Genomic DNA, 13,620 nt, shown 5'->3' with positions numbered 1-13,620 from the left:
TCGGACGGGGGTTGCGCTCAACGACTCTGGCACTGTGACAGCACTTTGGTCGGATTGTTTAACACAATGGAAACAAATGTGCTGTACAAGCCCTCAGGCTACTTCTTGTCCTTCTTCTTCTTGCTCTTCTTGCCCTTCTTCTTGTCCTGCTTCTCGTCGTCCTTCTTCTTGTCCTGCTTCTTCTTGTCCTGCTTCTTCTTGTCCTGCTTCTTCTTGTCCTGCTTCTTCGGCTTCTTCGCCTTGACGGAGGGCTCAGGCTTGGGCTCGGGCTCGGGCTCGGGCTCGGGCTCGGGCGACGCCACCCCGTCCACCGGCTCGACGACGACCGCGCTCCCGGTGTCGGCGAGGACGTCCACCTCGTGCTCCTCGAGCGTCGGCGCGAGGGCGTCCTGCACCCGCTCCACCACGAGCGAGGCCCCGTCCTCGGCGAGCCGGACGAGCGCCTGGGCCGCCCGGACGCGCGTCGTCGTCCTCCGCGCGAGCACGTCGGCGCGAGCGCCCTCGAGGAAGGCCCGGAGCGACCGCTCGACGACGGAACGCCCTCGGGGCGCCGAACGGTCGAGGCGGTCGAGCTCGCCGGCGACACCCGAGACGTCGTCCTCGACGTGCTCGTGCCGGACGGACTCGATGAGCGCGGCGATCGCGGCCGCCCCACGCTCGACCGCCGCGGACCGCTGGTCGAGCACGACGAGCATCTCGATCACCGACCCGTAGGTCACCGTCTCGAGGCGGACCGGCTCGGCCCCGCGCCCACGGATGACCAACCGGGCGTCGGGTGTCGGCAGCCACGAGGCCAGTGCGGCGACCGTCGCGACCGAGGCGACCGCCCGCTCGTAGTCGGCGAGCACCACACGCTCCTGCTCCCGCAGACGGACTCGGATCGCGATCTCCTGCACCACGTGGACCTCCTGTTCGTCAGCGCGGGCGTGTTCCCGCGCCTGTCGCGGATCGTAGTCCTCGCCGGTGGCGGAACAGCGAACGCCCCGACATCGTCCGGGGACGGTGTCGGGGCGTTCGGTGTGGCGGTGCGTGACAGCGGCTCGTCGTCCGGCGAATGGTGGAGATGGGGGGAATCGAACCCCCGTCCATCGCTGCAATTCGACGTCTTCTACGGGCGTATCCGGATGATTCGTTCTGCTCGGCCCCGTCCTTTGCTACCGGCTTCTAGGACGACGGGCCCAGTCTCAGTGCAAGTCCCGCACGGCCCTGAGGCGCAACCGTGCAGCAAGTCCTCTGGATGACGCCGGAACTCAGGTTAGAAGACGGTCACCTGGCCGACGGACTTCATGTGCTGGGCTGCTTACGCAGCGAGAGCGAAGTCAGTGCGCTTGGAATTGGCACTTGTTGTTTTCCACGGATCGTTGACGAGATGACCGTGGGTCCTCGGCCCGCTTCCCGTCGGCACACAGGCAATGTCGAAACCGATCATCCCCATGCGGGCCGAACGTGCGAGCCGCTGTCACGCTGTTGAGTTGCCAACGCCCCTGTCGGAGCGGTCACTCAGTCTATCGGACTGAGTTGCACCGGCGCTACTCCCCGATGCGGTTCCGCGTGCGCATGGCCCGCTCGGCCTCGCGCTTGTCCGTCTTCTCCCGAAGGGCCTGGCGCTTGTCGAACTCCCGCTTGCCCTTCGCGATCGCGATCTCCACCTTGGCGCGTCCGTCGTGGAAGTAGATCTGCAACGGCACGAGCGTGTAGCCGCCCTGGGCCGTCTTGTGCGAGATCTTCACGATCTGCTGCTTGTGGAGGAGCAGCTTCCGCTTGCGCCGAGGCGCGTGGTTGTTCCACGTACCCTCGGTGTACTCGGGGATGTGCACGGCGTCGAGCCAGGCTTCTCCACCGTCGATGAAGGCGTACCCGTCGACGAGCGAGGCACGCCCCTCGCGGAGGGACTTCACCTCGGTGCCGGACAGGACCATGCCGGCCTCGTACGTGTCCTCGATCAGGTAGTCGTGACGCGCGCGACGGTTCGTCGCCACGATCTTCTCGCCGCGTTCCTTCGCCATGCGTGTCCCCTTCCGTCCGGTCGCTGCCGATGCGCAGCCCCACAGACTACCCAACACGCGGCACTCGCCGCACCTTCCCGGCGCGCCGCGACCTGCCGCGCCGGTCTGAGCGCAGCCGCTTCCGCGAAAGCGACAGTCTGCCGCCGGAACTCTCGTGTGGACTGTCGCTCCACCGGCACCATCGGCGCGTACCTCCGGCAACATGTCGCTTCCCCGGCACCGTCCACACGAGCGAAACGCGCCGGCGAGCCCACCGACGCCGCCCCCGCGCGCCCCGCGCCGCGCCTCGGCGCACCCCTCCGCACCCCCGGAGCCGCGAGACTGTCCGCAGAGCCGAGTCTCGCCCAGCGCCGACCGGCCGGCACGACCGGCCGGCACGACCGGACGGCACGACCGGCCGCGCGTCAGACCTTCAGGTACCGGCGGATCGCGACGAAGGCGGACAGCCCGGCCAGCACGATGCCGATCACGATCACCGACGGCACCACGACGGCCGCGTCCCCCATGCCGATGAACGCCGTGCCCGAGAACCGCTGCGCGAGGTAGTTCCGCACGAAGAACCAGACCACGGCGACGATCGCCCCGCCGGCCAGGACGGCACCGATGGCGGCCGCGATCACCCCCTCGAGAACGAACGGTGTCTGGATGAACCGGTTCGATGCGCCCACCAACCGCATGATGCCGAGCTCGCGCCGTCGACTGAACGCGGACAACCGGATCGTCGTGGCGATGAGCAGGACGGCGGCGATGAGCATCAGCGACGCGATGCCGATCGCCGTGTACGACGAGGCGTTGAGCAGGTTGAAGATCGGCTGCAGGTACCCACGCTGGTCGACCACGCTCTGCACGCCCGCGACCTTCGACAGACTCTCGACGAGCACGTCGGCCTGGGACGGGTTCTTCAGGTTGACCCAGAACGTCTCGTTGAGGTACTCGGGCTTGACGAACTCCGTCGCCGGCGAGTCCTTGAACTGCTGCTTGAAGCGGTCGTACGCCTGGTCCTGGTCCTCGTAGTACGTCTTCTCGATGTACGGCTTGAGGGTCGACGAGTCGAGCTGCTCCTGCACCTGCTTGCGCTGGTCGTCGGTGGCCTTGGCGCCGGTGCAGTTGCCGGTGGTGTCGGTGTCGGTGCAGAGGTAGACCGCGACCTGCGCCCGGTCGTACCAGTACCCCTTCATCTGGTTGATCTGCATCTGGAGCAGGATCGCGGTGCCGACGAAGGTGAGCGAGATGAAGGTCACGAGGACGACGGACACGACCATCGACGCGTTGCGCCGCAGGCCCGAGCCGACCTCGGACATGACGAGCCCGAGCCTCATCGGATGATCCCCGGGATGGTCTGGATGCCGGTGGTGTTGGACACGCTGGCGCGCTGGATCGGCACGGCCTGGGTCTGGTAGCCGCCGGACTGCTCGTCGCGCAGGATGGTCCCGTTCGAGAGCTCGATGACGCGGCGCTGCATCTGGTTGACGATGCTGGCGTCGTGGGTCGCCATGAGCACGGTGGTGCCTCCCTGGTTGATGCGTTCGAGGAGCGCCATGATCCCGGCCGAGGTCGTCGGGTCGAGGTTGCCGGTGGGCTCGTCGGCGAGGAGGATCGCCGGCTTGTTGACGACGGCGCGTGCGATCGCGACGCGCTGCTGCTCACCACCGGAGAGCTCGTGCGGCATGCGGGTGGCCTTGCCGGCCAGGCCCACGAGCTTGAGCACGTCGGTGACGGCCTCGCTGATGAAGCCCTTGCTCTTGCCGATCACCTGCAGCGAGAACGCGACGTTGTCGAACACGTTCTTGTTCGGCAGGAGTCGGAAGTCCTGGAAGACCACGCCGAGGTTGCGGCGGAAGTACGGGACCTTGCGCGACGACAGCGCACCGAGCCGCTGCCCGAGCACGTGGATCTGTCCACGTGACGGCTTCTCCTCCTTGAGCACGAGGCGGAGGAAGCTGGACTTGCCGGACCCGGACGCACCCACGAGGAAGACGAACTCCCCCTTGAGGATCTCGAGGGAGATGGCGTCGAGGGCGGGGCTCGGGTTGCCCGAGTACACCTTGGTGACCTGGTCGAATTTGATCATGACCGGATCAGGGTAGGTCGCGTCACCCCGAAATCAACCGAGGCGCGCGGCTCAGGAATCGTCGGATTGCTTCCGCCAGCGGATGCCCGCGTTGATGAACCCGTCGAGGTCGCCGTCGAACACGGCTGAGGGGTTGTTCACCTCGTGCTCGCTCCGCAGGTCCTTCACCATCTGGTACGGCGCGAGGACGTACGAACGGATCTGGTCGCCCCAGCTCGCCGTGATGTTGCCGGCGAGTTCCTTCTTCTTCGCGTTCTCCTCTTCCTTCTTGAGGAGGAGGAGGCGCGACTGCAGCACGCGCATGGCCGCCGCACGGTTCTGGATCTGCGACTTCTCGTTCTGCATCGAGACGACGGTGCCGGTCGGGATGTGGGTCAGGCGGACCGCCGAGTCCGTCGTGTTGACGGACTGACCGCCGGGGCCGGAAGACCGGAACACGTCGACGCGGATGTCGTTCTCGGGGATGTCGATCGACTCGGTCTCCGGCATGAGCGGGATGACCTCGACCGCGGCGAACGACGTCTGCCGCTTGCCCGCGGCACCGAACGGCGACATGCGGACGAGTCGGTGCGTGCCGGCCTCGACCGAGAGCGTGCCGAACGCGTGCGGCGCGTCGACCTCGAACGTGGCGGACTTGATGCCCGCCTCTTCGGCGTAGGACGTGTCCATCACGGTCGTCTTGTAGCCGTGCTGTTCCGAGTAGCGGAGGTACATGCGCAGCAGCATCTCGGCGAAGTCCGCAGCGTCGACGCCGCCGGCACCGGCGCGGATCGTGATCACCGCGGGACGGTCGTCGTACTCGCCGTCGAGGAGCGTCTGCACCTCGAGGTCGCCCATCGTCTTCTGGATCGCCTTGAGCTCGGCGGCGGCCTCGTCGGCGGAGTCCTGGTCGTCGGCCTCGTTCGCCATCTCGACGAGGACCTCGAGGTCGTCGATGCGCTGCTCGGTGTCGGTGATCTTCTTGAGCTCGGCCTGGCGGTGCGAGAGCGCGCTCGTCACCTGCTGCGCGTGCTCGACGTCGTCCCAGAGGTCCTGGGCGCCGGCCTGCTCGCTGAGGTCGGCGATCTCGCGCTGCAGGCGGTCGACGTCGACCACCGAGCGGATGTTGCCGAAGGTCTCGCGGAGGGCGGAGAGCTGCTCGGTGAAGTCCAGTTCGACCATGATCACCGATCCTACCGGTGCTCCAGGGCCCGCCGACGCGTGGTCGCCACGCACTGCACCCCCGGGCGGGGCTGGCCGCCCCCCGGCGGGGGGGGGGGGGGGCCCCCCCGCCCCCCCGCCTCACCGGGGCGCAACGCCCGCAGCGGGGCGCGAGAGCCAGCGACGGGGCGCCCGAGCCAGCGACGGGGCGCAAGTCAGGCCGGAGGCCACCCGGGAGGCGCGGCTCGGCCCCGTCGGACCGGTCAGCGTCCCAGGAGCGGTTCCCTCGACGCCATCCCCGCGGCCCCGGCGCGCGCCACCGCGTCCGGCAGCGCGGCCAGGAACGCGTCGACGTCGGCGTCGGTCGTGGAGTGCCCGAGCGTGATGCGCAGCGCCCCGCGGGCGTCCTGCTCGGACAACCCCATGGCGAGCAGGACGTGCGAGGCCTCCGGCACGCCCGCCTGGCAGGCCGACCCGGTGGACACGGCCACCCCGGCGGCGTCGAGCAGGAAGAGCAGCGAGTCCCCCTCGCAGCCCGGGAACGTGAAGTGCGCGTTGCCGGGGAGCCGGTCGACCGGATCCCCCATCAGCACCGCGGTGGGCACCGTCGCCCGGACCCCGGCGACGAGGCGGTCCCGCATCGCCCGGACGTCCGCGTGCGGCATCGAGGCGGCGACCCCGAAGGCCGCGGCGGCCGGGGCGTCCTGCGTCCCGCTCCGCACCTGGCGCTGCTGCCCGCCCCCGTGGATGAGCGGCTCGACGCTCGCGCGGCGGCCGAGCACGAGCGCGCCGATGCCGACCGGGCCGCCGATCTTGTGCGCCGACACGCTCAGCGCGTCCAGCCCCGAGGTGGCGAACGACACCGGGACCTGCCCGTAGGCGGCGACCGCGTCGCTGTGCACGGGCACGCCAGCGGCGTGCGCGAGCTCGACGATCCGCGAGACCGGCGCGATCGTGCCGACCTCGTTGTTCGCCCACAGGAACGTGACCAGGGCGACGTCCGTGGCGTCGGCGAGCCGCGCCTCCAGGGCGACCAGGTCGACGCGCCCCTGTGCGTCCAACGGGACCACGTCGACGACCGCGCCCTCGTGGCGCTCGAGCCACTCGACGGTGTCGACGGTCGCGTGGTGCTCCCCGCCGGGGACGACGATGCGCGGGCGCGGACGGTCCTGCTGCCGCGCCCAGAACAAGCCCTTCACGGCGAGGTTGATGCTCTCGGTGCCGCCGGAGGTGAAGACGACCTCGACCGGGTCGGCGTCGAGCGAGGCGGCGACGGCGGCACGACCGTCCTCGAGCAGCATCTTCGCCTGCTGCCCCGCACTGTGGATCGACGACGGGTTGCCGACGGTGCCGAGCGCAGCGGTGAACGCGGCGAGCGCCTCCGGCAGGATCGGCGTCGTCGCGGCGTGGTCGAGGTAGACCGGCATCTGCACCCCTCTGAACGAGCGTTTCCAGGATACCCGCGGGTCCTCGTACCCTGGTGGGCATGCACGAGACGGCGATCGACGAGACCCCGGGGTTCCTCCTGACCGCCGACGTCCCACGATTCTCGGTGCGGTCGGCGACGGCGACGGCCGTGTCGGTCGTGGTCGACGGGCTCGGGACGTTCCCGCTGTCGCGGTCCGGCGACGTCTGGGCGGGCGCCGTCCCCGGTGTCGTCCCCGGGGACACCTACCACCTGCTCGTGGACGGCCCCGCCGGCCCCCGCGACGAGTTCGACGCCACGCGCCCACTGCTCGACCCGTACGCCCGCGGGATCGTGCGCGGCTCCGCCTCGCGCTGGACCGGTGTCGTGGTCGACGACGCGTTCGACTGGGGCGGGGTCGAGAAGCCGTCGACGCCGCTCGACCGGGCCGTGGTCTACGAGGCGAACGTCCGGACCCTGACGGCGACGAACCCGGCCGTGCCCGAGGACCTCCGCGGCACCTACGCCGGCATCGCCCACGAGAGCACCATCGCCCACCTGCACCGCATCGGCGTGACGACGCTGGAGCTGCTGCCCGTGCACGCCTTCGACACCGAACGGTGGCTGCGGGACGCCGGTCGCGAGAACGCCTGGGGCTACAACACGCTCGGCTTCTTCGCGCCGCACGCCGCCCACGCCTCCCCCCGTGCTCGAGCAGAGGGAGCCTCCGCGGTGCTGCGCGAGTTCAAGGGGATGGTGCGGCTGCTGCACGCCGCCGGGATCCAGGTCGTCCTCGACGTCGTCTACAACCACACCGCCGAGGAAGGACTCGGCGGCCCGACGACCTCGCTCCGGGGCATCGACGGGGCGAACCGTTACCGGTGGACCGCCGACGGCGCCTCGTACTACGACACCACCGGGTGCGGGAACACCCTCGACACGTCGGTCGAGGCCACGGCAGACCTCATCGTCGACAGCCTGCGGTACTGGGCACGCGAGGTGCAGGTCGACGGCTTCCGGTTCGACCTGATGGCGGCACTCGGCCGCGACGCCGACCACGTCTTCGACCCCGCGCACCCGCTGCTCGAACGGATCCGGACCGACCCGGCCCTGCAGGACACCCTGGTCATCGCCGAGCCGTGGGACGTCGGACCGGACGGGTGGAGGACGGGCTCGTTCGGCGCGCGCACGAGCGAGTGGAACGACGGCTTCCGGAACACCGTGCGACAGTTCTGGCTCACCGACATCGCCGAGGAACGCCGGCACGGCGCCCCCGCGACGGGGATCGGCGCGCTCGCCGGGGCCCTGACCGGCTCGCGGAGCCTGTTCGACACGGCACGCGGGCCGCTGGCGGGCATCAACTTCGTCACCGCCCACGACGGCTTCACGCTCCTCGACCTCGTCTCCCACGACCGCAAGCACAACGAGGCGAACGGCGAGCAGAACCGCGACGGCTCGAACGACAACCGCTCGTTCAACCACGGGATCGAGGGCGACACCGCCGACCGGGGCGTGCGGGCGGCTCGTGGCCGGTCGATGCGGAACCTCCTCGGCACGCTCATGCTCTCCGCCGGCGTGCCGATGCTGACCGCCGGCGACGAACGGAGCCGGACGCAGCACGGCAACAACAACGCCTACGTGGTGTCCGAGGACCTCACCCCGGTCGACTGGTCGGACGACGAGGACGCCGAGTCCATGACCGAGACCGTCGCCGCACTCGCACGGCTCCGCGCGGCACACCCCGCGCTCCGGCCGACCCGGTTCGGCGTCGAGGGGCAGGAGACCCCCGGCGCATCGCGGATGTCCTGGTACGGACCCGACGGCAACCCGATGACCGCCGAGGGCTGGGACCAGCCGATCCACCGTGCCCTGCAGTACTTCGTCGAGTCGACGCCGGAGCACGAGCCGTTCGACCGCGTCCTCGTGGTCGTGCACGGCAGTGGACGCACCCGGGACATCTCCCTGCCGGTGCGCGAGGACGTCCTCGGGTACCGGCTCGCGTGGTCGAGCGAGAAGCACCGCGACCACGAGCGGCTCCGGCCCGCGGGTCAGGTGTTCTCGGCCTACGGGCCGGGCATCCACGTGTTCGAGATCGTCTGACGGCGGTCGGGCCAGGAGGCGCGGGTCGGTTCCGCCAGGTCGGCCGTCCACCACTCCTCCACAGGTCCACGGCACGCCCGGGTCTCCACGGACGGCACGTTCCGGGGAACGCGGAGGCGCTCGCCGGGTAGCGTCGGCTCCGTGGCCACTGCAGACCGACCCCGACGACCGAAGATCGGGCGCATCCCGATCACCGAACTCGCCCCGACGACGCCCAACGGCTTCCCCGGCAAGGCGTTCGACGGCGAGGTGATCACGTTCGGTGCGACCGTCTTCCGCGAAGGGCACGGTGTCATCGGAGCCGACCTCGTCCTCGAACGACCGGACGGCGGCACCAGGACGGTCCCGATGGTGCTCGTCGCCCCGGGGACGGATCGCTACGAGACCACCGTCCAGGTCGACCACACCGGCGTGTGGACGTGGCACGTCGAGTCCTACGCGGACGACTGGTCGTCGTGGCTGCACGGCGCACGCCTGAAGATCGCCGCGGGCGTCGACACCGAGGCCACCCTGCTCGACGGAGCGGCGCTCCTCGACCGACTTGCCGACGAGACCGGCTCCCCCGCTGCGACCCGTGCCGCGGCGCGCATCCGCGACACCGACCTCGAACCGGCCGAACGGCTCGCCGCGGTCGACGACCCGCGCATCACGAGCGAGATCGACGAGGCGCCGCTGACGTCCCTCCGGACGCACTCGCCGACGCAGCTGCTCGACGTCGAGCGCACGCGCGCCGGCGTGGGCGCCTGGTACGAGTTCTTCCCCCGCAGCGAGGGCGCGAAGAAGAACCCGGACGGCTCGTGGAAGAGCGGTGACTTCCGCACCGCCGCACGACGACTGCCGGGCGTCGCCCGCATGGGCTTCGACGTGGTGTACCTCCCGCCGATCCACCCCATCGGCACGACCGCGCGCAAGGGTCCGAACAACACCCTGACCCCCGGGCCGCACGACCCGGGCAGCCCCTGGGCTATCGGCGGGCCCGAGGGCGGGCACGACGCGATCCACCCGGACCTCGGCACCGAGGACGACTTCCGTGACTTCGTCGAGACGGCGAAGAACACCGGGATGGAGGTCGCCCTCGACTTCGCGCTGCAGTGCTCGCCCGACCACCCCTGGGTCACCGAGCACCCGGAGTGGTTCACGGTGCGCGCGGACGGCTCCATCGCCACGGCCGAGAACCCGCCGAAGCGCTACCAGGACATCTACCCGATCCAGTTCGACACCGATCCCGAGGGCATCGTCGCCGAGGTCCTGCGGGTCCTGCGCCACTGGATCTCGTTCGGCATCCGCATCTTCCGCGTGGACAACCCGCACACCAAGCCGCTCTGGTTCTGGGAACGGGTCATCCGAGAGATCCGCGACGAGCACCCCGACACCGTCTTCCTGGCCGAGGCGTTCACGCGTCCGGCGATGATGCGCGCCCTCGCCGAGGTCGGGTTCCAGCAGTCGTACTCGTACTTCACGTGGCGGAACTCGAAGGACGAGATCGCGGACTACTTCGAGGAGCTCTCGCACGAGACGAGCGCGTACCTGCGCCCGAACCTCTTCGTGAACACTCCGGACATCCTCACCGAGTACCTGCAGTTCGGCGGCCGCGCCGGGTACAAGATCCGGGCGGCCCTCGCGGCCACGGGAGCGCCGACGTGGGGCATGTACTCCGGGTACGAGCTGTTCGAGGACGTCGCGCGCCCGGGCTCGGAAGAGAACATCGACAACGAGAAGTACGAGTACAAGCCGCGCGACTTCGCCCTGGCCGAGGCCGAGGGCGCGAGCCTCGCGCCGTACGTCACGATGCTCAACCGGTTCCGCCAGGCGCACCCGGCGCTCCGCCAGCTCCGGAACCTGCACGTGCACGACGCCGAGGACCCGGCGATCGTCGTGTACTCCAAGCACCTGCCCGGGCGGTTCATCCGCTCGGGGCGCGACGACACCGTGATCGTCGTCGCGAACGTCGATCCCCACTCGGCCCGTGAGACCACGGTCCACCTCGACCTCGCCGCCCTCGGCCTCGACCCGGAGCAGGCGTTCGACGTCCGCGACGTCGTGACCGGGCAACGGTGGGTCTGGGGATCGTCGAACTACGTCCGCCTGGACGCGTTCCAGGAACCCGTGCACCTGCTCGTCGTGGAGGGACCCCACCGATGACCGACACCCACCCCGAGGACGACGCACCGAAGGCAGCGCCGCAGCAGCGGGGACAGGGGCCGAGCGTGCCGCCGGTGCCGCCGCCCCCGCCGCCCGTCCTGCCCCGCCGCATGCCGGCCGACACCCCGCGCCCGACGCACCCCGTCGAGCACGTCGCCCCCGAACAGTCCGACGAACCGCGCTACGAGCCACGCGTCTCGGCGCCGGGCGAGGACCTGCCCGGTGCCCCGCCCGCGCCTCGCGAAGCGCCGGACCGCGACGTCCCGGAGTCCGCGACGCTCGCCGGTCACGCGTCCAGTACGACGCACCCGCGGCACCTCACGACGGAAGCCGTCGAAGCGCGCGAGTCCGCCGGAGCGCGGGAGCCCGTCGAAGCGCAGGAGTCCGTTGAAGCGCACGAGTCCGTCGAACCGTCGACGGCGCCCGACGACGGGGCGGACGCCCCCACGAGCGAAGGTGGCAGCCCGCTCGCCGCGACGAGCGAGGCGGGGTCGACCCGCGCCTCCCGTCCGACGGACGCGGCGGCGGACGCCACCGGCCCGCGTCCCGCTCCCCTCGAGGAGTGGCTCCGCCAACAGGTCGCCGAAGCCCGGTGGTCGCAGCCCCACGACGTCCTCGGGCCGCACCCTGTCGAAGGCGGCACGAGCGTCCGGGTGGTCCGCCACCTCGCCACCGCCGTGCGGATCGTGCGACCGGACGGAGACGACGTCGAGCTCACGCACGAGGGCGACGGACTCTGGGCCGGCGCGACCGCCGACGAACTCGGTCGGTACCGGGTGGAGGCCGACTACGACCCCGACCCGTCGACCGACAGCGACGACATCACCTGGACGACCGACGACGCCTACCGGTTCCCCCCGACGATCGGCGAACTCGACCTGCACCTCTTCGGCGAGGGCCGCGACGAGCAGCTCTGGCACCACCTCGGGGCCCACGTCACGACGGTCGACGGCGTCGAGGGCGTCTCGTTCACACTGTGGGCACCGCGGGCGACCGCCGTCCGGGTGATCGGCGACTTCGAGGGCTGGGAGGGCCGCACGACCGCGATGCGCCGCCTGACCGACCTCGGCGTGTGGGAGCTGTTCTGGCCCGGCGCGCTCGTGGGCCAGCGGTACAAGTTCCAGCTCCTCACGGACTCGGGCTGGGTGGAGCGGGCCGACCCGTTCGCCCGACGTACCGAAGTGCCGCCGCTGACCGCCTCGGTGATCGAGGAGTCCCACCACGAGTGGTCCGAGGGCGACGCGCAGTGGATGGAGCACCGTGCGCGGACGACCACGCACGACCGTCCGATGAGCGTGTACGAGGTGCACCTCGGCTCGTGGCGCCCCGGGCTGTCCTACCGCGAGGTCGCCGACCAGCTCATCGGCCACGTCCAGTACACCGGCTTCACCCACGTGCAGTTCCTGCCGCTCGCCGAGCACCCGTTCGGCGGGTCGTGGGGCTACCAGGTCACGGGCTACTACGCCCCGACGGCGCGGTTCGGCTCCCCCGACGACCTCCGGTACCTCGTCGACCGGCTGCACTCCGCCGGCATCGGCGTGATCATGGACTGGGTCCCGGGGCACTTCCCGAAGGACGAGTGGGCCCTGGCGAAGTTCGACGGCCACGCGCTGTTCGAGCACCCGGACCCCCGACGCGGCGAGCAGCTCGACTGGGGCACGTACGTGTTCGACTTCGGGCAGCCGCAGGTCCGGAACTTCCTCGTCGCGAACGCGCTGTACTGGCTCGAGGAGTTCCACATCGACGGTCTCCGCGTGGACGCCGTCGCCTCGATGCTGTACCTCGACTACTCACGGACCGAGTGGCTGCCGAACATCCACGGCGGACGCGAGAACCTCGAAGCGATCTCGTTCCTGCAGGAGACGAACGCCACGGCCTACAAGCGCTACCCGGGGATCGTGATGATCGCAGAGGAGAGCACCTCGTGGCCCGGCGTGACGCAGCCGACCAGCGCGGGGGGCCTCGGGTTCGGCCAGAAGTGGAACATGGGTTGGATGCACGACACGCTGCAGTACATCGAGCGCGAGCCGGTGTACCGCAGCTACCACCACGACGAGATCACGTTCTCGTTCGTGTACGCGTTCAGCGAGCAGTTCACCCTGCCGATCAGCCACGACGAGGTCGTGCACGGCAAGGGATCGCTCTACGGCAAGATGCCCGGCGACGAGTGGCAGAAGCTCGCGAACGTCCGGGCCTACCTCGCGTTCATGTGGGCGCACCCGGGCAAGCAGCTGCTCTTCATGGGGCAGGAGTTCGCGCAGTCGACCGAGTGGTCCGAAGCCCGCGGGCTGGACTGGTGGCTCCTCGACGACCCGGGCCACCGGGGCGTGCAGGATCTGGTGTCGTCGCTCAACCGGGTGTACCGCGAGACGCCGGCGCTCTGGACGCACGACGCCTCGGCCGACGGCTTCGAGTGGATCGAGGGCGGCGACGCACCGCACTCGACGCTCGGGTTCCTGCGGAAGGACGGCGACGACCGGCTGGCGGTGTTCGTGAACTTCTCCGGGGTGCCGGTCGAGCGCCGCTTCGGGTTGCCGGCAGCCGGTGCCTGGCACGAGATCCTCAACACCGACGCGACGGAGTACGGCGGGTCGGGTGTGGGGAACCTCGGCGTGGTCACGGCGGAAGAGACCCCGTGGGCGGGACGCCCCGCGTCCGCGCACCTCGTGGTGCCGCCGCTCGGGGCGGTCTGGTTGAAGCTGGCGCGGTAGACGCGCGCACGAGACGGACGGGAGGCGCGGTGCCAGCTGGCACCG

9 protein-coding genes and 1 other RNA gene are annotated in these 13,620 nt (G+C 70.4%); 3 read left to right on the top strand and 7 right to left on the bottom strand.

Going from position 1 to position 13,620, the window contains the following annotated elements:
* Positions 1–98 precede the first annotated feature (98 nt).
* From Q7F20_RS06645 to Q7F20_RS06615, 7 genes are all read right to left on the bottom strand, one after another.
* A complete protein-coding gene (locus Q7F20_RS06645) occupies positions 99–899 on the bottom strand; it encodes a hypothetical protein (RefSeq protein ID WP_305739331.1) in 801 nt (266 codons plus the stop codon).
* 156 nt (positions 900–1,055) lie between these two features.
* Positions 1,056–1,433, bottom strand: a transfer-messenger RNA (tmRNA) gene (ssrA, locus tag Q7F20_RS06640).
* Positions 1,434–1,529: 96 nt separating this feature from the next.
* Positions 1,530–2,006: an SsrA-binding protein SmpB gene (smpB, locus tag Q7F20_RS06635; protein ID WP_305739330.1), complete on the bottom strand. Its 477-nt coding sequence runs from the start codon at positions 2,004–2,006 to the stop codon at positions 1,530–1,532.
* 404 nt (positions 2,007–2,410) lie between these two features.
* Positions 2,411–3,325, bottom strand: coding sequence for a permease-like cell division protein FtsX (gene ftsX, locus Q7F20_RS06630; RefSeq protein ID WP_305739329.1), 915 nt, complete (start codon positions 3,323–3,325; stop codon positions 2,411–2,413).
* The gene (gene ftsE, locus Q7F20_RS06625) at positions 3,322–4,077 is read right to left on the bottom strand and encodes a cell division ATP-binding protein FtsE (protein ID WP_305739328.1); all 756 of its coding nucleotides are present in this window, start codon (positions 4,075–4,077) and stop codon (positions 3,322–3,324) included. The genes ftsX and ftsE overlap by 4 nt, the downstream gene beginning before the upstream one ends.
* Positions 4,078–4,128: 51 nt before the next feature.
* Entirely contained in the window at positions 4,129–5,238 is a 1,110-nt protein-coding gene (prfB, locus tag Q7F20_RS06620; RefSeq protein WP_305739327.1) for a peptide chain release factor 2, read from the bottom strand.
* Between the two features lie 242 nt (positions 5,239–5,480).
* A complete protein-coding gene (locus Q7F20_RS06615) occupies positions 5,481–6,644 on the bottom strand; it encodes a cysteine desulfurase family protein (protein ID WP_305739326.1) in 1,164 nt (387 codons plus the stop codon).
* Between the two features lie 59 nt (positions 6,645–6,703).
* Between Q7F20_RS06615 and Q7F20_RS06610 the strand changes: the two genes are divergently transcribed.
* From Q7F20_RS06610 to glgB, 3 genes are all read left to right on the top strand, one after another.
* Positions 6,704–8,722, top strand: coding sequence for a glycogen-debranching protein (locus Q7F20_RS06610; protein ID WP_305739325.1), 2,019 nt, complete (start codon positions 6,704–6,706; stop codon positions 8,720–8,722).
* A gap of 141 nt (positions 8,723–8,863) precedes the next feature.
* Entirely contained in the window at positions 8,864–10,864 is a 2,001-nt protein-coding gene (locus Q7F20_RS06605) for an alpha-1,4-glucan--maltose-1-phosphate maltosyltransferase (protein WP_305739324.1), read from the top strand.
* A complete protein-coding gene (gene glgB, locus Q7F20_RS06600) occupies positions 10,861–13,575 on the top strand; it encodes a 1,4-alpha-glucan branching protein GlgB (protein WP_305739323.1) in 2,715 nt (904 codons plus the stop codon). The genes Q7F20_RS06605 and glgB overlap by 4 nt, the downstream gene beginning before the upstream one ends.
* Positions 13,576–13,620 lie beyond the last annotated feature (45 nt).

Source organism: Curtobacterium sp. A7_M15 (assembly GCF_030705415.1).
In the GTDB taxonomy this organism is placed as follows: Bacteria; Actinomycetota; Actinomycetes; order Actinomycetales; family Microbacteriaceae; genus Curtobacterium.
The sequence above is the reverse complement of the archived record's forward strand: the minus strand, read 5'-3'. Positions and strand labels throughout refer to the sequence as shown.